The following is a 19,853-nucleotide window of genomic DNA, read 5'->3' on the forward strand; positions in this document are numbered from 1 at the left end:
TTATTCAGGCACAAAAAAACCGGCTCAGAGGCCGGTTTTAGGGGAATTCCTTATTCGCTGCATGAGAACTTGACAGCTTGCCAGAGATTACTTATTTCATGGCTAGCTGTCAACACGTGCAATTTCTGATAAAAACCCCACTTCCAAATATCCACAAATATTTTTTACTAAAACTTACGTGCCACATCTGTAATAGTTTGTACTGAGAGCCAATTGAGCATAAGGGTAGCGTTCTATAATATGCCGATTGGTGCCGTTTTAGCTTGGTGCCAAATTGAACTTCCTATTTATACAAACAATAATTAATAGGCATAAAATCATGAGAATTAATAAGTATTTCCAATGCTTGGCAGTCTTAACCCTTATTTTAGGTTTTGCTCAATTCAGCCACGCAATACCTCAAGGTCCTGGCGATTGCTATATTCAATTACAATGTCCAAATGACTCTACGATTGTCAGTTGTTCAGGAGAAACTTCCTCATGCCATGTAGGTTCCGACTATGTAAGCTGTAATGGCCAACGCCATGAATGCCCAGTTATTATTGTTGATCCGGAACCCTGTGTTGCCCCTCCTGTCATGGATATTGTAGAAAGTATTCCAACTTATTACCCACCTATGCATCCTTATGGTCGATACTATTTAAGTGGAAATTCAGTAGACAATTATAGTTATGCTTGGTCAGTCAATTATGGCGAAATTTTGAGTGGTAGTACTAGCGGATCTGCAGTTATAAAATCGCACTCCTTGGGCTGGTTCACTATTACTATTACTGCAACCTCAAAGGTTCCAGGCTGCACTAAAACCACGCAGTTTTCAGAAAATTTTTATGTTGATGAAGATTTTCGAGCGATTAAGTAGGTGACCTATCTGCCTCCTTTTAGTAGAGGAGGCAGAATTCAATTTCTATTTCGCCCTCTCCCACATACTGAATGCTATCTCAATACTCGACTCAATAATCTGACAAAGAGTTTTAATACTGGCCACCGACTTCTTAACCACTCTAGAAACATCCCGCAGCTCCCATCTTCGAAAATAGCGGAGCCAAAATACCTCTAACTCAGCCTCTACTTTACTCTGGCTCTTCCGCCCCTTGACTGCCCGAAGATACATACCTACAACCTGATCAGTTTCTTCTGCTCGTGCCTCATTCACCGGTATAAGGCTCTCCCTATGACCCGATACCATCTCCCTCGCAAAAGCGGACTTACGCGGCCAGGATATGGAATCCCCTGCTCTCTCCGGGTAGGCTCGGGACCACTCCCACAACAGTTCACGTATGCCTAATTCAGACATCGCCCCTCCCCCTTCAAATCTCTAAAACCAAAAACCAGCCAAGCACCCCATCACGCCGCCTGCGGCATGCTCTCGTAGTAATCCTGAAATCGCCTTTCGGCTGCGTGCAGATTGTCTCGGTGATACGTGCCCAGGTAATTTATATGGCCCTGGTTTATCCAGAATTGGGTAACCACCGTATTCGCGAACACAACCTCCACGAGGTGAGCGTACTTGGTGCGGAATACGGCCAGCGGACTGCTGGGGTTGGTGGTGGAAATCCTTTCGATGGCTTCTGGGATGGTGACTGTGCACATGGTGAGCTCTCCTTGGTGATTGGGTTTTACCAGTTGGTATCCGTTGCGATTTCTACTGCGCTGAGGTTTCGCGTTAGCCGCTGCCCTGACCCCCGAGGCTGGGGTGCAAAGTACTTCTCGCGTTTAAGCCAGTTGCGCCAGGTGGCGAGCCAATCGAGTTTTACGCCCCGCTGGCCGGGCTGGGATATCCAGTAATCGCGGAAGCTTTCGGCAATGTCGTGGATTCGGGAGATCAGGTCTGGGCGGAGGCGCTGGGCTTCGGTGCGGAATTTGTCCGTGAGAACCCAGTTTCCAGGCAAGCGAGTGCCGCGTTTGGGGTTGGCGCGATTTGGAACTGTGCCTCTCTCTACTGGTTTCTTATTGGTTCTTACTGGTTCTATAGAGAAGGACGTGTTGTCATTTTCACCGGTTGGGTGCACAGATTTCACCGGTTCGTGTTTTATTTTCACCGGTGAAGATTTTTCACCGGTGAAATCATTGCACCGGTTTACGTGTAAAAAGAGGTCATAATTGGTTCTGCGCCCGTTGGATTTTTCGGCACTCAAGTAGCCCAATTCTTCCAACTCTTCGATGGCATTAATCACCGAACGCTTTGTACATTGCGCAACGTCGGCCAGGTAGGCATTACCCGGATCACACTGCCCCGTGTCACTGTTATGGCAATCGGCCAACGCAATCAAAACCAGCTTTGCTGTTGGTGTTCTAGTCCTGCGTTTAATGGCCCATGCCGCAGCTTCAAAGCTCACCACCCACCTCCTGTATAAATTTCCATATAGCGCACCGGATTACCGCCCTACTCCACAAGCAGCAGAATTACCAAGTCACAACAGAGGAATTTGAAAATGATCGTTCTTCAGGCATCTCATCTAAGTTACCCAAAGGTGGAATTCTGATGCCTGGCTAGAACTTCTCTAAGACCGCCTTCCACGGGTAAATACAGGCAAGTTGCACGCTTTCCCAGGCAAGAGGCGGCTAAAGCCTCAGTATCCATGCGAACAAACGATAGCAAACGCTATTATCGATAGCAATAGCAAAGTGCAATTTACTTTTTGCTAATGTTTGAGACGATTACTGGATGGATATAAGAGAAGTCAGGCGTGAGAATCTCCGCCAAATAGTTGAAGGGTATGCCTCTAAGGCTGAATTTGGCCGCGTGTTTGGTGTAGACCCTACATACATCTCGCAGCTCTTAAATGGGCATCGAAATCTTGGAGAGAAAGCTGCCAGGAAGCTTGAGAATACTCTCGGGCTTGATCAGGGCACCCTAGATAACACCGACTCCTCACCGGCAACACCATCTAAATCCCACGCTAACGTACTTCCTGGCCCAAAGATTCATGGCCGCGTACCTCTAATCAGCTGGGTTCAGGCAGGTGAATTCTGTGAAGCAGTGGACCTATTCGAGCCTGGAGATGCAGAGGACTGGCTACCCTGCCCCTGCAATCACTCAGATAGCAGCTTTGCCCTTAGAATACAGGGTGATTCAATGACAAGTCCCTATCCGGGACAACGGTCATATCCTCCAGGAACAATTATTTTTGTTGACCCAAATGTCACCCCAACAAATGGCTGCAGAGTGATTGCTAAATTGGATGGCGAAGTGACATTTAAATCTTATCAGGAAGATATGGGGCGGAGATACTTACGCCCAATCAACCCAAGTTATGAATCTAAGGATATCACTGATCTTGCAGTTACTATTTGCGGGGTAATAATTGGATCATTCCTTCCTGAGTAATTACTGCCGGCCGCAGTTCCTTAGCTGAAAACATAACCTCAGAGGCCTAATTTAAATTCCCATTTTAGGCCTCCTCGGCGTGCACAGAAAAGGCACACCGAAGATTGATCCCCCCAAATCACCTCACTACAGATATTCAAAGCTTACCTTCCACTACTAAATTACTGTCACCAAAATCTACTTGTTCTTCAATTTTATTAGCATTTGCTATTGCAATTAGGCGATAGCTATTGCTATCGTGTTTGTATCGGCACAGGGAGAACGCCAATGCATATCGTCAGCACCTTAAAACCTCTGGCCCCACGCCAGGCAGAAGCATTAGCGCATCGCGCCCGCGGCCTCTCCAACAAAGAGACCGCCGAAGCTATGCAGTGCTCAGTGGCAAATGTCACCAACCTGCTGGCGGAATGCTTTTACAAGCTGCATGCCCGTAACAGCACTGAGGCGGTGGCCAAAGCGGTAAAGCACGGATTAATTCAGTTCGCCCTGATCGCTTCAGTTCTCAGCAGTATTGGTACGGATGCACAGGAGCAATTACGCACCCGCATCCAACGCCGCCCCACTATTAGAACACTCCGCATCCGCAATAATCGAGAGGGCATCGTATGACCGTCAAAGTCTATGTACTCCCAACAGCTCAAACTCAACGCGATATCAAACACCCCAGCGGTTATAGCGGGCCAATCGTTGCTGCAAATCATAAAGGCAGCAACACGATATCCGCGCAACCAAAACCTGCTTTGGTTCGACCTGTGCAGGGCGATGATTGCCCTTCGTTTGGAGGTGATGCGGCATGAACACTTTCAGCCCAAAACAGAGCGTGGAAACTCTTCTCACAGTGGCCAATGGCTATTCCGGCGCTAGTGCCATTGCCGCCCAGGTATTGCTTTCCGCCTGGAATAGCAGTGATTTCGCGGTCCCTATCGCCGAACTCGCGTTACTCGATGGTGACAACTATCAGCACGCACTTAACGTAATCACGCTTCGCTACCAGGGCAAAGAACCCCACAGCGTCATTGCTCATGGAGAGCAAAAATTTCGCGCCCTTAGCGTCGAGTGGTCTCACCTTGAAACGCAGAGGAAAGGTGCAGTGTGAAACAGATTCAGCAGCTCCCAAGAGTACGTTGCGTGCGCTGCAGAAAACCCGCAGAGCCAGTATTTAACGGGAAGCTGTTATTGCGCGGCTGGAGCTGCCAATCATGCAAATACTGGGAGCCGGCAATAGGTAGAGAAAGAAAGTTCAAGAAGCTGATAGGAACAAACCATGAATGAATTCTCCCAGCTGCTGCACATCACTCAAGACCTAATGGCCACGGTAGAAGCCCAACAATTACAAATAAACGGCATGCGTGAACAAATCGCGGCACTCTCCGAAGCCATCCAAGGCCAGCCACCAGAACAAAAATTGAAGGACCAGGAGGCAGCGTGAAAAAGGAAAAACTCTTCACCATTACCCAGGCCGCCCGCACGCTAGAAATGGGCAGGAATAGCCTACTCAAATTGCTACGCAACAATGGCCTGTTACATAGCCGAGAACCCATGCGCAATTCGCCGACAAAGTTCGCTGCGACACAGGGCCTACTAGTAGCGGAAAATGCAGAGTTTGAGCGTGGTCCGGTTAAGGTGCCGTACATCATCACCAAGGTTACATCGAGAGGCATGGTCTGGATTCGCGATCTTATTGAAGATAAAAGCGCATCCAAGGCCAGCTAGTAGTTTTACGCGCCCCGGCGCAATCAGTCAGTAGTACCTCTCTGGGGCTGCCTGTAAGGAGCCCATTTTTAAAGTTAAGGAGAATCCAATGAATAGATATGCACTATTTTGCGGCACGTACAACCTGATGATGGGTGGAGTAAAAGATTTTCAGGAGTCTGCCGAAACCCTTGAAGAAGCAAAGGAAAAGGCCGCCCAAATAGCCAAAGAGGAACTCTTTAAATATTGGGTTCAAATCTTCGACAAGGAAACCGACCAATTCACCACTTACAGCATTATCGACGGCCAACTAAAGGAAAGAGATGACGAGTAGTCACCCTCCCCTAAACCACTTCATAGCCCGCCTAGTGCGGGCTTTTTGGGTAGAAGACAACAACGCGAGGGATGTGCGATGGGTAACTTGCTGACCAAGCATGAAATAGCCCGCCTAACCGGTGCTGCCGCCGAAAATACCGAAGAGCAAAAGCGTATTCTTGATGCCAACCGGATTCCCTACGTGCTGAAAAAAGACAGATCCCCCGCGCTAACCTGGGAAATGGTCAACCAAGCCACCCTGGCCCGCGGAGCCACAAAATCAGGCTCGCCAGGTGTTAACCTACCCCCAGGCTTTAATCTTGGAGCAGCAAGCTGATGGGCAGGAGGCGCAACCCCGAAAATGCATGGATGCCACCGCATGTTGAGCGGTACAAGAATGGCTTCCGAGTAAACCGAAGGGGCTATCCAACCAAGCATTTAGCTAAACAGGATGCCAGCAAAGCAGAAGTTTGGACCGCATACGAGCGCTACCTTGCTGGCTTGGTCGAGAAGGAATTCACCCTTAAAGACCTTGTTGAGCTGTACTTCGCATCACCTCAGTACACCAAGCATATCAAACCACAAACTCAAAAAGACTACTACCGCTACAGCCAACGTATATTGACAGTGTTTGGAGAGATGACACCTGATTCAATCACTTCACCACTGGTACAGATGTTTTTGGATGCCCGCGGGGCAGAACACCCTACCGCAGCAAACCGAGAAAAAACCTTTCTAGGCATTGTGATGAAGTGGGGTAAGGCCAGAGGGTTTGTAAAAATCGAAGATCCTACAGTGGTAGTTAAAGCACTCAAGGAAAAAGCTGGCGGTCGCTATTTGGAAGACTGGGAGTATGAAGCCTTTTGGCAATGGCTTGGTGAACGCGGCCACATCATGCACCAGTGCGCCATGGAAATTAGCTATCTGTGTGCCGCCAGGCAACAGGATGTACTCGCCCTCACCCGTTCAGATATCCAAGAAGACGGCCTACTGATTGTGCAAGCCAAAACAGGCAAAGCCCAACTAAAGCTATGGAGCTCAGCCCTCAGAGAGGCAGTTGATCGCGCAGCAGCCACCAACACCGAAGCACAAATTCAAACCACCCACATTATTCGCAGCCGTACCGGGCGCCCCTTCACCCGCATGGGCTTTAATGCTACCTGGTTAAGAGAGCAGCGGGCTGCGCTGGAAGCGGGGGTTATTAAGGATCGTTTTCGCTTTCATGATTTAAAGATTAAAGCTGCCAGTGATTTTGAAGGGGATGTTCAAAAATTCACCGGGCATAAGACGCGGTCTATGGCTGAGCGGTATAACCGTACTGCTGACCGAGTAGCTATCTTAGAAAAAAATAGAAATACGGATAAAAAATCTTAAAACGGGCAAAACTTTCTCAACTTGATTTATGAAGGAAGTCAATTTACATTTCGCACTCATTCTGAGACATTGAGTCAAATCACACACCAACCCCTAACCCACACCGGGATACGAATGACAATTGCAGACCCAAAGGTTTGGACAGCGATAATTGCCCTAACCGCCCTAATTCTCTCACAGTTACCACCCATTAGTGTAATGATAAAAAAACCCAAGCTTGAGCTGGAGATCCATCAGCGCATATTCCTGACACACTACATAGGAAACCCCACCTTACAAATCCATCTAATTATTCATAATATCGGAGGCAAACCTATAAAAGTAAAAAAAATAGATGCAAAAATTAAAAGAGATGAAGAAGAAATATTAAACCTTCCAGCACAAACATACGTAGCGGACCCGAAGGACGGAAAGTTAATTAATTTAACCCGCTTCATCATCAAGCCAGATGAAGAGTGGAACCACAACACTGCATTTATAAACAACCTTAGCAGAACAGCGGAAAAAGAGTTTTGGGAAAATGAGCTATCTTTAAAGAATGAAATTGATAAAATAAGGGCGCAAAAGGAAGAAGAATTTGGCGGTAAAATGAATGAAATAATTGAAGCTCCAGATGAATTTGTTGCCCCATTTCTTGACCTCTTCAACAACCTCTTCGTATGGACGCCTGGGGAATATACCTTAGATCTAGCCATTAGAACAAACACACCAAAAGCCGATATAGTAAAGTCTTTTCGATTTACTATTTTTGAAACACACACAGAATCACTTAAAAAATATGCTGATGACTACAAGAGTGGAGCTGGTATCTATTGGATCAATTCTCAGCATAGAGGGATTTGGTTAGAGACACTAGAAATAGCTTAAAGCAAACATCCAGCCCTGAGCTACCCCAAAGGATAAACACATACTTTTGGGCAATGTTGATGTACAGATTAATACTCGAATGGACTTTAATGTTACCCAACTTATAGGGCGGCCAGTCGCCCTGAATACGGGAGTTATGAAGGAACGTTTTCGGTTTCACGATTTGAAAATTAAAGCCGCCAGTGATTTTGACGGCGATGTGCAGAAATTTACCGGACATAAAACCCGCTCGATGGCAGAGCGATACAATCGAACAGCAGATAAAGTTGTCAGCCTAGACCGGAAGCGCCCAAAAAAAGGCAAATAATTTAGTTTGCCTTTTGCTCAACCTCCTCTTTGGTTTCTACAACACCAATACGAGCACTACTTTCAAGCTCAAGTCTCAGTACAGCTCTCAAGTCTTCGATTGATTCAGGCGATAAAGTGACCTGCCCACCTTTTGCTTTAGCTATCTCGACTGAAATTGCGTGAGTTAGGTTATATATTGATTTATCAGAGACTACTCTAAGGTCTTCAATTGATTCAGGCGATAAAGTTACAATCTCGCCTTTTGTTTTTGTAAGCACAACTGCAATCGAGCGAGTTAGGCTATTGATAGAATCATCGGAAAGAGTGATCGGCTGTAAATCTACAGGGGAGTTTAGATTTACTGAAACAGCATTATTTTGGGAGTAAATTTGGTAACAAAGAGCAAGGGCCGCGATTAAAGCAGAGCCCGCAGCAACCCAAACCCCCCATCTAGTATGCACTGCACCTGTACGAGCAATTTCAGCACTAGCCTCTGCTGCTGTAGCACTTTTTTTTGCAGCTTTTGTACTTTCAGCGGCAACCCTCACGCCCTCTTTGGCCGCCTCAACACCAGTTTCAGCAGTATCAACGCCCCGTTTAGCTACATATAGATTCTTCCGGTCAAGTTGAGTGCGACGCAGCCACTCCAACGTCTCAAGCGTGAACTCCAACAGCGGCCGCAGATCACTAAAAGCCTGCTTTTTCTCCTTAGCCATCTCTCTCATTTGCGAGAGGAGGTCACTGCTATGCCCAGCAGCCGATTCCTCGACTTTTATTATTAGCTCATCAATAAGATCAGGGTTACTATCAAACTTCAGCTTCAAAGCGATGAGTTTGGCACAGATAACATCCAAATCAGAGCCAGCTTTTACCTCTGAACTAACTAACCCGATCTCCTTAAGGAGCTCATCCCGAGTCTCAATAGATCGAAGCGCCTCAACGGAAGTCACTGACTGGATTTCACTCACACCAAATTCCTTGTGGTATCAATCACTAAAACCCAAACCTCAACATAGATTAGGGCCAAAATTACCACACCAAATTACCACACTGAGGCCCAAAACGAAAAAACCCCGCACTAGGCGAGGTTTCAAGTCCTTGATAAACAAGGAAGAATCTGGGGTGGCCGACGGGGATCGAACCCGCGACCTCAGGAGCCACAATCCTGTGCTCTACCAACTGAGCTACGGCCACCATAGTAGTGATATACTTCAGCACCTTGTGGCAGTACTGAGTTCCGGATATCTCTTGCAGCCAATCTGGCTTCAGACTGAGTCCTTTTTGCCAAACCAGCACCATCTAGTGAAGATGGCACGCCCGGCAGGACTCGAACCTGCGACCATCCGCTTAGAAGGCGGATGCTCTATCCAGCTGAGCTACGGGCGCAAGGTGAACCCGGAAAATTGGTCGGGGCAGAGGGATTCGAACCCCCGACATCCTGCTCCCAAAGCAGGCGCGCTACCAGACTGCGCTATGCCCCGTTTTTCCAATCATTCGCACTTCTTTGATCTTGCTTACCGCCCTTGGGGTGGTTGTTTAGATCGCTGCATTTGCGAAGTGCGCGCATAGTACTGATACCCCAGGCCTGTGTCAACGCTTCTAAGCTATTATTTTTTAAGAAGTTTATCCTTTTGCCTCTCAAGGGCCTGAAGTGGCGAAATTATTTCCAACCTGTGCGAAAATGGCGCACTTCGCGAATCCGACCGGATAAAAAGTAAGCAGCTCGAAAGCCGCCTGCTTCCGCCCTTCTATATAAAGTAGGTGCTGGAGCAGACTCCGGTCTATTTAGCACTCGATTTTTTATTGTTAGAGATAGCATCTATGTCTGCATTGGTTCTGGACGGCAAGGCCCTGGCACAGAAAACTGAAGAGGAACTTTCGGCTCGGGTAGCCGCACTGAAGGAGAAGAGTGGTGGCCAAACGCCAATCCTGGCTACCATCCTGGTGGGTGATGACCCCGCTTCCGCCACTTACGTAAAGATGAAAGGCAATGCCTGCCGCCGTATCGGCATGGATTCCATGCAGGTGGAACTGCCCTCCTCCACCACTACTGAGCAGCTGCTCGCCAAGATCGAAGAACTGAACACCAACCCCAACGTCCACGGCATTCTGTTGCAGCACCCGGTACCGGCACAGATCGACGAGCGCGCCTGCTTCGACGCTATCAGCCTGGATAAGGATGTTGATGGCGTAACTTGTCTGGGCTTTGGTCGTATGGCCATGGGCGAAGAAGCCTATGGCTGTGCAACTCCAAAAGGCATTATGCGCTTGCTGGAAGCCTACAATATTGAACTGGAAGGCAAGCATGCCGTGGTTGTAGGTCGCAGCCCCATCTTAGGCAAGCCAATGGCGGCCATGCTGCTAAACGCCAACGCTACCGTCACCATCTGTCATTCGCGCACCAAAGATCTGGCCGATCATATCCGTCGCGCAGATATCGTAGTGGGCGCCGTAGGCAAGCCGGAATTTATCAAGGCTGAGTGGATTAAGGACGGCGCAGTGGTTGTCGATGCCGGCTACCATCCAGGCGGTGTGGGCGATATAGAGCTTGGCCCGTTGATTGATCGTGCTGCCGCCTACACCCCGGTGCCCGGCGGTGTTGGCCCTATGACCATCAATACCCTTATCTACCAATCTGTCGATTCCGGTGAACGTAAGATTGGCTAGTTTTATACGATTGGATAAGGCGGTCAGCCAGGTGACTGACCTCTCCCGCTCCGACGTCAAGCGCGCCGCCAAAGCGGAGCGCATCAGTGTGAATGGCGAGATAGTCACCGACCCAGCCGCCAAGGTACAGGCCGGCGATGCACTGTACCTGGATGGCGAGCCCCTGCACGAGCCGGGGCCACGCTACATTATGTTGAACAAACCTCTGGGCTATGTGAGCGCAACCAAAGATGGCGAACACCCTACGGTACTGGACCTGATTGACGAGCCCAATAAATCCAAACTGCATATTGCCGGGCGCCTGGATATCGATACCACCGGGCTGGTCCTGCTCACCGACGATGGCCAGTGGTCCCATAAAGTGACCTCACCAAACCATCATTGTGATAAAACCTACTACGCCATGCTGGCAGAGAGGATTGAGGAGGATGCGGTGGCAAAGTTTGCCAAGGGCATCTGGCTCAACAACGAAAAGAAGAGAACCAAACCGGCCAAGCTTGAGATTCTCTATGCTAACGAGGTCCGCCTCACCATTGGTGAGGGCCGCTATCATCAGGTAAAACGTATGTTCGCCGCTTTGGGTAACCGGGTACTAGAGCTACACCGGGAGAGAATCGGCGACATCTCCCTCGATGAAGAACTCCAAGAAGGCGAATATCGCCTCCTAACCCCTGAAGAAATCGCCTCGGTACAATAAACAATATGTCTGCCCTTCTCCTACAGGAACTCCTCCAGGCACCCAGAGAAACCCTGTGGATCGCCGATGAAAACAGTAAATCCCTGCTGCAGCCGGGATTTCACTTTGATGGTGACCTGCTCAGTAATCGCTGGGATATTGCTGAGCAGGCAGAGGGCAAAGTGGCCCGCAGCTTCTTTAACGACTTCCACTTTGGGGAACTGGACCGCAACTATCGCCGCATCGTTTATTCGGTCTCCAAAGAAAAGGCGGTAGTTCATCACATCATCAACCAGGCTCCACACTTTCTCGGTGAAGGCGGCGAGCTGGTATTGCTTGGGGGAAAACAGAGCGGCATCAAAAGCTATGCGGCTAAAGTAGCTGAGCGCCTTGGCACTGCTAAACAACTGCAAAAACACGGCAATGACTATTCCAGTACTAACCGAGTGGATCACCCAAGTGCAGAGGAGCTAGTTGGCGAACTGGATTACCCACAACTACGCAGTCTGCCGGAGCTCAACGGCCTGTACAGCAAACCTGGCCTGTTCGGCTGGAACAAGATCGACAAAGGTAGCGCGCTGCTGGCCCAACAATTCACCACCGAACTGCCGAAACCTGGCGCCCGCGTCGTGGACCTGGGGTGCGGCTACGGCTATCTCAGTGCCCAGCTGGCCCCCTTAGGCGAATTCCACTTTACCGGCACCGATAACAATGCCGCTGCTCTACTGGCCTGCGAAAAGAATTTCCGCGAGCTGGGTATAAAGGGCGTGGTATTGCCTTCAGATGCCGGTTCTGAGTTGGAAGGCGGAATCGCAGATTTGGTGCTCTGTAATCCGCCCTTTCACCAAGGGTTCCAGGTTGAAGGCGACCTCACTGACCGTTTCCTACAGCACAGCGCGCGGATACTTAAAATTACCGGCTCAGCACTTTTTGTGGTGAATGAGTTTATTCCTTTGGCAAAGAAGGGACCGCACTACTTCTCTGATGTGCGGCTAATCACCAAAGAGAAAGGGTTCTGCGTGTACCGCCTCCGCCCTTAGAGCGCAGGCGATACGGATAACAGGAAAAGCAGTCGCCAGGGCAGGATTGCGATCCTAATAATCGCGTAAATTGAAGAGGTTCATCGAAAGCGTGTGTTCCTCGAGCTCCTCAAGCTGGCGCAAACGTTCGAAAGCTTCCCGTGCCGAGGGCGTTTCTGCACCCTGCGCCAAGTCACGATATTGATCCGCCAGGTAAATCTCGATATCCATAGCCAATTTGGCAATGTCGTCGAGGTTTTCAATATCGATACTTCGCAGTCGCTGCAGGAATTCTTTCTCGCGCCCTTCGGGAGCAAATTGCACCCAAGTATGCAGAGCACCTGGGGGAAGATCTGCATGGAAGTTCTCCAGCGAGTGCTTCATGGAGTCTTCCCGTCGTCGAAGCTGATCCAAAAGTAGCTCGACCCGTTTATTGGTGGCGAGCTGCTCATACTCTTCATATTGCAGCGCCAGCTTGGCATGAAAGTCCCTTCCTTCCTGGATCACTTCCTCAACAGTTTTGTACCGCATCGACCGGTCCCAAAAAAACTACGTCGCTGACTTAAGTATAGGCAGCCGGTGTCAAAGGGCGCCAATCAATATCAGTATTGAGGTGACAGCGTTTTAGGTGACTGGTAAGTATTCCCATATTTGTCACCCTAGTGCCGGAATTGAGTCCTAAGGCGGGCAAAAATTAGTTGTCAACGCAGCCGGCTCATCTTGAAATTGAGGCGTCGGTTGGGGTTGGTTGGATTAATCTTATCTGGTGCGCGGCACTGCAGATCCGCCAAAGGCAAAGCTTTGCGACTGACTGCCAAAATATGATTCTCATACTGAGGCATATACGCCATCCAGGCACCTTTTAATCTCTGGCGCATAGACTGCTGGCGCCAAGCACTGCCCTGCAATTCGTGTTTGTCACCAAAGTTACTCACCAGCACGCCATCCCGGTGTAACAGGCACATCAGGCTGGAGCACCATTGTCTATTTGCGGGCACCGCGCGCTGCGCCACTCCCTGAGTGTGGCCAAATAAGTCATCGATAACCAGATCAAATGGTTCATTGGAAGGATCATTTAGGTGATCCGCCACATACTCAGTGGCGTCGGCACACACCAGATCGACATTACTCACACGGAAGAAACGCCGGGCAATCTCTAAATGCACAGGGTCCAGATCAACCCCAATAATACGCTTTGCCGAGGTATAAGCCTGCAGTAAGCGAATCAGGGCGCCACCTCCTACACCAAGCAGCAGCACCGAGTTCAAGCGCTTTTCATCAATGAAAAATGCCGGCAGCAGAAGCAGCTCCCAAAGGGAGCCCTTGAGAGGGTCTCGGGGGTTCCACTGGGAGTGAAAAACCCCATTACTGTAAAGGCGCACACTGGCACCATGGTTACGCACCTGATAACAGGTACCCCCTACCTGCTTCTGCCACAGTAATGCCATCAGCTTGGCAAATCGGAGGATTTCAGCAGCACCTGTGCAAAGGACTGCAAACCTGTCAGGTCTTCTCGCGTAAAGCGGGCAACGGTGGGGCTATCAATATCCAACACACCGAGACAATGGCCATTATTATCGTAAAGCGGAATGACCACTTCAGAGGCAGAAACCGCATCGCAAGCGATATGCCCGGGAAACTGGTGCACATCTTCAACCAATTGGGATTCGCCAGTGGAAACTGCAGTGCCGCAGACACCGGCACCTACCGGGATGCGAGTACATGCCGGTTTGCCCTGGAAGGGCCCCAAGCGCAGCTCTTCGCCATGCAGAAAGTAGAAGCCCGCCCAGTTGATATCTTCCAGCTCCATAAAAAGCAATGCACTGGCATTGGCAGTATTGGCCAGCCAGTCTCTTTCAGCTGACAGCAGGCCTTCCAGCTGTCCACTCAGAGATGCATAAAATTTATCTAACGACATTGGCCGTATCGCCTCTCACAAACCGTGGCTACATATTGAGTCTGCTACAAACAGCAAACCTGCGAAATACCTAGCGCTATGCGCGCCAAGACGCAGGTATTTTGCGGGCTTTCAATCTGGAATCAATAGCTGAGAACAAATTACTGGTAAGGGTCCAGTACCTCCTGCCCCCCGGATTCCTCCTGATATTGGTCTGCATCTATGGTCGGGCGGGACCACTCGCTGCCCTGCTCTGCATTACCATTATTAGATTGGATGGCGGGTGGTGCTGTAGTGACATCGGAGGTAATCAAGCCGCTGGACTTTCTTTCATATCGTTTTTCCACCACAGGCTTAGGCGGCGTGGAAGGTGTGCTCTCTCGGCGGATACGACTGGCCATAGTTCTCAGATTCGGGCGGCGACGCTCGGCAAGCTTCACTGCCTCCAGCTCGCTGTTAAGTCGATTGACCTCCGCTTGCAAGTCGCCCATCTGCGCCTGTAGCTCAGTAATCTGGGTCAGGACGCCTTTTACTTTACGACTTTCCTTCTCGTACAAAACAGCGGCGCCGCCAAAGGCCAAAACGAAAATGACCAAAATGGAAAACTGACGCATAAAATCTCCAGAAACATCCCTTCTTATTTTAGAAGGGCATTTTTACAGCAAATTTTCTGTATCTTCCGAGATATTGCGCATAAAAAACAAGTTCAAAAGCCTGCCAAAGCCTTGATAGTCACCATTCCATAAAAACGAGCAATTAAAATTTATCGGATAGCGACATATTCACACCAATGTCCCGGCCAGCTCCCCAATCTCAACCGCCTCCTGATCCACATAGCGATTGCTGTCTGAAATTGCTGGCAACAGCGTGCTATCTGCGTATTGGCAACCAATCGCTTGCACCAGCTTTTGCCCCACCTTTTCTGCCTGCTCCGGAGCATGGGCTTTTCCCGTGCGCAGAAAATACAGTAACAGATCGTAGCCCGGGCGCCAGCACTGCAAGTCGGGAAAGCTCTTTCTCAGCGCTGCGGCAATCCGCAATCCCTCATAGTCCAGATCCCCCCAGAAAAATGTTGGAACCGTTCGGGACTCCCCATCGTGCCACCAGTTAAGGAATTGCTGCCGGATATTTTCACCAACCACATTGATAGTGCTGAAGCGCACCCTCTCCCCATTGCGAATCCGTTCTGCGCCGCCCTGGTAGCCCTCGCTATAAACCAGCGCTGCACGACTGGGTTGCAGCTCCGCCAGGCTAATAAAAGTGTCCTGGTTTTCGATAAAAATGACCTGCTCAAATTGCCTGGGCAGGTAGGCGTGGAGTAAAAGCTGGCGCTCCTGGATTTTACGGCTCAGGTCAGGATAGAGATTGCGCACCAGAGATTGACGGCTGGGTAATTCCAGGTATTTGGAATCCCCTCTAAAGCAGCGCGCGGCCAATTGTCGCCAGGAAATTTTATCGGCAAAGATCAGCTCTTTGCCGACAGACACCCAGCAAGCAATAATTTCTTCGACGGACTCAAACCCCGGTTGGAGTTCCAACCCTTCGAGGGGAAAAGCAGAGGGATTCTCAAAGCGATCGACATAGGGTTCCAGCAGGCTGGTCCAGGCGGACTGGCGAACGGTGGGGGATGGGCGATTGAGCCACAGGCGCAGCTGTTCCTCGCTGGCATCCCGAAAAATTAATTGGGCCCCCTGCCACTCGGCAACACCCGGCCGCCTTTTCGGATTCGGTTTCACCGTAAAACACTGGTATTCCCGCGCAAAGTGCTGTAATTCATTCCACAGCTCCTGCTCGTCTTGGTCGGGGTCCCTGAGGGGCTCCAACACTTCCAGCCAACGCTTACTGCCAGCGCGCAAATCCAGCCTGAAACTAATGCGGGCTTCCTTGCCGCGTTCCAGCTGGCTGTCCCGCCGATCCAGAATAAAATTCAGGATGCCGATTAACAGCGGGTTTTCCTCTACCCAATAGGGCAATGCCTTTTCCATTGCTTGCCTCCCTGCCAATGGAGGGGTTTCCCCCGAAAATACCTATCCCTCTACTTCTACCAGGTCCATAAAATCCAGCGACGCCTGTTGGCGAATCGTGCGGCGGTGGTTGGCCCAGAGTTCGGCGATACGCTCCTGGTTGCACACCTTGCGATCGACATACACCCGGGTATTCAGCTGGCCGATGGGCTTGGCACTGGGGCACTTGCTGAATACAAACTGATTCGAGATCAGGTCCATAAAAGGCCCCGATTTACTGCTGGGCATAATAAACAGCAGCTGTAACCCCAGGGTTTCGGTCAGGTAACGGATCACTTCCTTGGAGCGGGACTCATCCATTTTGGAGAAGGCCTCATCCACCAGCACCATCTGCAAATGGCTGCCACTCTCACCAAAGCGGAAGGCCGAAGTGACCGCTGCGGAGCGGATAATATAAGCCGGCGTTTCCAGCTGGCCGCCGGAACCGGTGCCGTACTGACTGAGCGCAATCGGCTCCTTGCCCTCCGGTTCCTTATAAATCTCATAGCTGCGGTAGTTGCGATAGTCGCTGATTCGATCCAGCTCGCGCCGCGCTACCTGCTCGTCCTCACTCAGTAGCATACTCAGCAGGCGATCCCGCACCTTGCGGTGCTTGGGCGCCAAGTCTGTGTCGAACAGGCTCTGCTCTTCGCCCAAGTTCGGCAGTTCGATTACCGCCTTAAAGAAACTCCAATATTCCTTGAATTCCGCTACCCACTGGTAGTCGAAACGGAAGCGCTCGCGATCCGCACCAAAGCGGTGGTGCTCCAGCTCTTTGTTCAGATCATCCAACACGCGCTTACCATCGTTAATGGACTGGTAAATAGCGTGGCACAAGTGGGTTACAAAAGTGGTGTTAAAGGATTTTTTCAATCCCAGCAGTTGATCGTGGCGCTCCACCAGCAGGTTGTTCTTCAGGCGGTTGCGCAGGGTCTCTACCTGATCGCCGAGACCGCTGATCAACTTGAACAGGCCATCTTTATGGCTGCCACTCAAGTCGGGCTCAAATACCAGGGTATCGACGCTGGCACAGGTAGCGTTGTACTCCATCACCGCGCGATCGAGCTGGCGACTGTATTTCTCCAGCTGCCCCTGCCAACTTTCGATATCCGCTGAAAAGTCGAAGTTGTCGGCGGCGCGCTCCACCTGCTCATCGGCAGTAACCAGCACTTGCTCGGCATCGAAAGTGGGATCGATGGCGGTAATACGCCTTACCATTTCCTCGCTGTCACTGGCGGCATCGTCCAGGGACTCCAGCTCGCCAGACAGCGCGTATAAGAGTTTTTCGTTGCTTCTTAGCTTGGTCTCCAGAGAGCCATGCTTGCGCTGGAGGTCCGACAGCTGCTTCTGCTGGTCTTTAAGCTGGGCCTTGAGTTCATCGACCTGCTGCTCGAACTGCTCGAAGTCCTTCAGGTCCAGGTTTTCCAGAGCCCGCTCGGCGCTGCGCCATTCCCGCTGGGCCGCCAGGGCGGAATCCACAATGGACAACAGCTTGATATTCGCCAGTCCGCGCACCGCGTTGGTAACGCGGCGGTAGAGCTGGTGGCGCTCGTTGACGTGGGCGGCCTCTTCCAGCAACTGCTCCATAGCGCGCTGCTGCGCCGCCAGTGCGCGGGCGCGGGCGCCCTGGCCGAAGACCAACTCGGCATCGTCCATATCGCAGCGCCACATGCTGTAGTTGCCACTGGCCATACCGTCGGCAGTCAGGCCCCGGCGGGTGCCGCGCAGCTCGTGTTCATCCTCCACCTGAACCACTGCACCGTAAGAGGCGCGCAGATAGTGCTCGGCAGTTTTATGGGTGAACTCCATCAGCTCGATAATAGAGCCCGACGGCGTATCCAGGCGCTCCGCATCGCGGCGGGCTTTATCTCCCTGGATCACGCGGGCGCGGTTGTTGCGCCCGGGCAGGCTGCGCACGATACGAATCGCGCGGGCTTCATGTTCCGGCTCCACAATAATCGAGAAGCGCGCGCCGCCCAGATAGCCTTCAATCGCCATCTGCCAGCGCTCATCCAGCACTTCCACATAATCACACAGGACGCGGGGCTCCGCCTCAGGGCACTGCTCGCGAATTGCGGCCAGGGCCACTTCCACCGATTGGGGGTAGCGCACGCGATTGGCCTGGAGATGCTGAATGCGACTCTCCTGGGTGCGCAGCTGCTTTTGCAGTTGCTGCACTTTTTGCTCCCAGCGGGAGGCCTGCTGGGCAATCTGCTCTTTGGGGGAAACCTCATCACTGGCGCCAGCTTTACCACTGCTATCCAGCAGGTCGTAGAGGCGGTTCTGTAGAGCTTCGCTGCTGGCAGCGCGCTCGCGCAGTGGCTCCAATGCAGCCAGGTCGATCCAGTCCTTGCCCAATAACTTATGCAGATCCGGCAGGTCTTCCTCGCGGGCTACCTGCTTGATCGCCTGCACCAGTGCTTTATCGGAGAAAGCGGCAATTTCCAGCTCGGCAGAGGTGGAGTTGAGCAGGTTTAATAATTCTTCGGCGGCCTCACGGTTCTCGCGCCAGCGGGCCTCTTCGGCAGACATGGGAGTGTGCTGCTGGGACAGAAGGCTCAGGGCATTGTTAATACGCTGTTCCAGTTCGTCCTTATTGCGCAGCGCATCGATACCCAGGCGCTGGGCTTGTAGCTCTACCAGCTGACCGTTGAGCTGCTCGACACGCTCGGAAGCGACGCGCACTTCCCGCTCATTGTTGTCCAGATCGCTGCGCAGTTTTTTCTGGTCGTTCTTGCCACTCAGATAACTCTTTTGCACCCGCTGCTGGCGGTGGCGCGCGCACAAATATTCCTGCACCCGCAACTGCAACCACTGCTCCCGATAGAGCTCTACCGACTGGGCGATGGCCTCCAGGGAACTGACCCGCTCCACAATCTGGCGGGCTTCCTGCTCCATGCTGTGAATGGTTTTCATCAGCTCGGAGACGGAGCGGATGGCATCACCCAGATCGCGTTTTTCCAACACCTCTTGCGCGACAAAATCGTTGATGCTTTTTACTGGCTTGTAGGCCATAAAATTGGCAAAGGTGCGCGCGGCGTGCATAGCCTCTCGATCGGAGACCGCATCGCGGCGTCCGCGCAGGGCACCGTAAAGGCGGCGCAGGTAGGCCTTTTTCTTGTCGTACTGCTCTACTTTTTCGAACTGCTTGCTCAGGACCTGGTTGAATTTATCCAGCGGCAGCAGGTGTTTGCCATCGGTGTAATCCCGGACAAAATCCCCCATCACCAACTGCTCGCCGGGGAATACGAAAAAGCGCAAATCACTTTGGCGGGCCTGGGCGGGTTTGCTGCTGTTATCCAGGTGTGCGCGAATACCCATCACTGCAGTAAAAGGCTCAGCATCGTCTTCACCGCTGGTGGGGTGAAAAATACCGGCAATGTAACAGTCGGTGGGCTCGACACGGGCGTAACTGCCGTCGTCACAACCCAGCACATAAGAAGCTAGTGTCCGCACCTGCTTGCCACCACGCCCGCGCTGGGTGGTTTCATCCTGCCCCGGGTTAAAGGTAAACAGGGTGTCGTGGGCGGCAGTCATCAATGTTTGGATAGCATCGGCCGCCGTGGTTTTACCGGAACCGTTGCCACCGGAAAACAGGTTGATCGGGCCGAAATCATATTCCAACTGCGGGATATTGCCCCAGTTAATCAGGATCAGTTTTTTTAGGAACATAGTCTTTTCAAAAAAACGGTCTTTTCAAAAGCAGGGTCTTTTTACAGGCGGGAAG

The 19,853-nt window shown here is 51.2% G+C and carries 25 protein-coding genes and 3 tRNA genes; 15 read left to right on the forward strand and 13 right to left on the reverse strand.

Features of this window, described 5'->3' with window-relative positions:
* The first annotated feature begins 319 nt into the window (after positions 1-319).
* Positions 320-859: a hypothetical protein gene (locus ACJJI7_RS20540; protein ID WP_444901324.1), complete on the forward strand. Its 540-nt coding sequence runs from the start codon at positions 320-322 to the stop codon at positions 857-859.
* Between the two features lie 45 nt (positions 860-904).
* On the opposite strand, the gene ACJJI7_RS20545 is transcribed toward ACJJI7_RS20540, so the two are convergent.
* Genes ACJJI7_RS20545 through ACJJI7_RS20555 form a run of 3 tightly spaced genes read right to left on the reverse strand, consistent with a single transcriptional unit; the run spans position 905 to position 2,336 of the window.
* Complete coding sequence (locus tag ACJJI7_RS20545; RefSeq protein ID WP_444901323.1) at positions 905-1,294, reverse strand: hypothetical protein; 390 nt, start codon at positions 1,292-1,294, stop codon at positions 905-907.
* A gap of 50 nt (positions 1,295-1,344) precedes the next feature.
* A complete protein-coding gene (locus tag ACJJI7_RS20550) occupies positions 1,345-1,590 on the reverse strand; it encodes a hypothetical protein (protein ID WP_020413144.1) in 246 nt (81 codons plus the stop codon).
* Positions 1,591-1,616: 26 nt separating this feature from the next.
* Entirely contained in the window at positions 1,617-2,336 is a 720-nt protein-coding gene (locus ACJJI7_RS20555; RefSeq protein WP_444901322.1) for a helix-turn-helix domain-containing protein, read from the reverse strand.
* A 329-nt stretch (positions 2,337-2,665) separates the two neighbouring features.
* On the opposite strand from ACJJI7_RS20555, the gene ACJJI7_RS20560 reads away from it, so the two are divergent.
* The 11 genes from ACJJI7_RS20560 (at position 2,666) to ACJJI7_RS20610 (ending at position 7,883) form a co-directional block, all read left to right on the forward strand.
* Positions 2,666-3,328, forward strand: coding sequence for a LexA family protein (locus ACJJI7_RS20560; protein ID WP_444901321.1), 663 nt, complete (start codon positions 2,666-2,668; stop codon positions 3,326-3,328).
* Between the two features lie 267 nt (positions 3,329-3,595).
* Positions 3,596-3,937, forward strand: a complete 342-nt coding sequence (locus ACJJI7_RS20565; protein WP_444901320.1) for a response regulator transcription factor — start codon at positions 3,596-3,598, stop codon at positions 3,935-3,937.
* Positions 3,934-4,125: a hypothetical protein gene (locus ACJJI7_RS20570; protein ID WP_444901319.1), complete on the forward strand. Its 192-nt coding sequence runs from the start codon at positions 3,934-3,936 to the stop codon at positions 4,123-4,125. The genes ACJJI7_RS20565 and ACJJI7_RS20570 overlap by 4 nt, the downstream gene beginning before the upstream one ends.
* Positions 4,122-4,424, forward strand: a complete 303-nt coding sequence (locus ACJJI7_RS20575; protein ID WP_444901318.1) for a DUF7673 family protein — start codon at positions 4,122-4,124, stop codon at positions 4,422-4,424. The genes ACJJI7_RS20570 and ACJJI7_RS20575 overlap by 4 nt, the downstream gene beginning before the upstream one ends.
* Before the next feature lie 168 nt (positions 4,425-4,592).
* On the forward strand, positions 4,593-4,757 hold the full coding sequence (locus ACJJI7_RS20580; RefSeq protein WP_282953187.1) for a hypothetical protein: 165 nt from the start codon (positions 4,593-4,595) through the stop codon (positions 4,755-4,757).
* Positions 4,754-5,041, forward strand: coding sequence for a phage antirepressor KilAC domain-containing protein (locus ACJJI7_RS20585; RefSeq protein WP_282953186.1), 288 nt, complete (start codon positions 4,754-4,756; stop codon positions 5,039-5,041). The genes ACJJI7_RS20580 and ACJJI7_RS20585 overlap by 4 nt, the downstream gene beginning before the upstream one ends.
* An 88-nt stretch (positions 5,042-5,129) precedes the next feature.
* Entirely contained in the window at positions 5,130-5,354 is a 225-nt protein-coding gene (locus ACJJI7_RS20590; protein WP_444901317.1) for a hypothetical protein, read from the forward strand.
* A 78-nt stretch (positions 5,355-5,432) separates the two neighbouring features.
* Positions 5,433-5,672: a hypothetical protein gene (locus ACJJI7_RS20595; protein ID WP_444901316.1), complete on the forward strand. Its 240-nt coding sequence runs from the start codon at positions 5,433-5,435 to the stop codon at positions 5,670-5,672.
* Positions 5,672-6,709 carry a tyrosine-type recombinase/integrase gene (locus ACJJI7_RS20600; protein ID WP_444901315.1) on the forward strand — a complete coding sequence of 346 codons (1,038 nt, stop codon included), beginning with the start codon at positions 5,672-5,674 and terminating at the stop codon, positions 6,707-6,709. The genes ACJJI7_RS20595 and ACJJI7_RS20600 overlap by 1 nt, the downstream gene beginning before the upstream one ends.
* Positions 6,710-6,823: 114 nt before the next feature.
* Positions 6,824-7,576 (forward strand): hypothetical protein, encoded by a 753-nt coding sequence (locus tag ACJJI7_RS20605; RefSeq protein WP_444901314.1) that lies wholly within the window; start codon positions 6,824-6,826, stop codon positions 7,574-7,576.
* Positions 7,577-7,712: 136 nt separating this feature from the next.
* Positions 7,713-7,883, forward strand: coding sequence for a site-specific integrase (locus ACJJI7_RS20610; RefSeq protein ID WP_444901313.1), 171 nt, complete (start codon positions 7,713-7,715; stop codon positions 7,881-7,883).
* Position 7,884: 1 nt separating this feature from the next.
* Here the strand turns inward: ACJJI7_RS20610 and ACJJI7_RS20615 are convergent, their stop codons facing one another.
* From ACJJI7_RS20615 to ACJJI7_RS20630, 4 genes are all read right to left on the reverse strand, one after another.
* Positions 7,885-8,832: a hypothetical protein gene (locus tag ACJJI7_RS20615; RefSeq protein ID WP_444901312.1), complete on the reverse strand. Its 948-nt coding sequence runs from the start codon at positions 8,830-8,832 to the stop codon at positions 7,885-7,887.
* A gap of 150 nt (positions 8,833-8,982) precedes the next feature.
* A tRNA-His gene (locus tag ACJJI7_RS20620) sits at positions 8,983-9,058 on the reverse strand.
* 115 nt (positions 9,059-9,173) lie between these two features.
* Positions 9,174-9,250 (reverse strand) — tRNA-Arg (locus tag ACJJI7_RS20625).
* An 18-nt stretch (positions 9,251-9,268) separates the two neighbouring features.
* Positions 9,269-9,345 (reverse strand) — tRNA-Pro (locus ACJJI7_RS20630).
* A 340-nt stretch (positions 9,346-9,685) separates the two neighbouring features.
* On the opposite strand from ACJJI7_RS20630, the gene folD reads away from it, so the two are divergent.
* From folD to ACJJI7_RS20645, 3 genes are read left to right on the forward strand one after another with little or no spacing between them, the layout of a single operon-like run.
* The gene (gene folD / locus ACJJI7_RS20635) at positions 9,686-10,531 is read left to right on the forward strand and encodes a bifunctional methylenetetrahydrofolate dehydrogenase/methenyltetrahydrofolate cyclohydrolase FolD (protein WP_020413159.1); all 846 of its coding nucleotides are present in this window, start codon (positions 9,686-9,688) and stop codon (positions 10,529-10,531) included.
* On the forward strand, positions 10,524-11,228 hold the full coding sequence (rsuA, locus tag ACJJI7_RS20640) for a 16S rRNA pseudouridine(516) synthase RsuA (RefSeq protein WP_020413160.1): 705 nt from the start codon (positions 10,524-10,526) through the stop codon (positions 11,226-11,228). Before folD ends, rsuA begins: the two co-directional genes overlap by 8 nt.
* Positions 11,229-11,233: 5 nt before the next feature.
* The gene (locus tag ACJJI7_RS20645) at positions 11,234-12,247 is read left to right on the forward strand and encodes a class I SAM-dependent methyltransferase (RefSeq protein WP_020413161.1); all 1,014 of its coding nucleotides are present in this window, start codon (positions 11,234-11,236) and stop codon (positions 12,245-12,247) included.
* 54 nt (positions 12,248-12,301) lie between these two features.
* On the opposite strand, the gene ACJJI7_RS20650 is transcribed toward ACJJI7_RS20645, so the two are convergent.
* The 6 genes from ACJJI7_RS20650 to ACJJI7_RS20675 form a co-directional block, all read right to left on the reverse strand.
* On the reverse strand, positions 12,302-12,757 hold the full coding sequence (locus ACJJI7_RS20650) for a hypothetical protein (RefSeq protein ID WP_020413162.1): 456 nt from the start codon (positions 12,755-12,757) through the stop codon (positions 12,302-12,304).
* A gap of 170 nt (positions 12,758-12,927) precedes the next feature.
* Positions 12,928-13,674 carry a methyltransferase domain-containing protein gene (locus ACJJI7_RS20655; RefSeq protein WP_444901311.1) on the reverse strand — a complete coding sequence of 249 codons (747 nt, stop codon included), beginning with the start codon at positions 13,672-13,674 and terminating at the stop codon, positions 12,928-12,930.
* Positions 13,674-14,144, reverse strand: coding sequence for a free L-methionine (R)-S-oxide reductase MsrC (gene msrC / locus ACJJI7_RS20660; RefSeq protein ID WP_020413164.1), 471 nt, complete (start codon positions 14,142-14,144; stop codon positions 13,674-13,676). The genes ACJJI7_RS20655 and msrC overlap by 1 nt, the downstream gene beginning before the upstream one ends.
* Positions 14,145-14,284: 140 nt before the next feature.
* Positions 14,285-14,737, reverse strand: coding sequence for a hypothetical protein (locus ACJJI7_RS20665; RefSeq protein WP_282953147.1), 453 nt, complete (start codon positions 14,735-14,737; stop codon positions 14,285-14,287).
* 168 nt (positions 14,738-14,905) lie between these two features.
* A complete protein-coding gene (locus ACJJI7_RS20670; protein WP_444901310.1) occupies positions 14,906-16,108 on the reverse strand; it encodes a Wadjet anti-phage system protein JetD domain-containing protein in 1,203 nt (400 codons plus the stop codon).
* 42 nt (positions 16,109-16,150) lie between these two features.
* A complete protein-coding gene (locus ACJJI7_RS20675) occupies positions 16,151-19,798 on the reverse strand; it encodes an ATP-binding protein (protein WP_444901309.1) in 3,648 nt (1,215 codons plus the stop codon).
* Between the last annotated feature and the right edge of the window lie 55 nt (positions 19,799-19,853).

The sequence above is a fragment of the Microbulbifer variabilis genome (assembly GCF_056232115.1).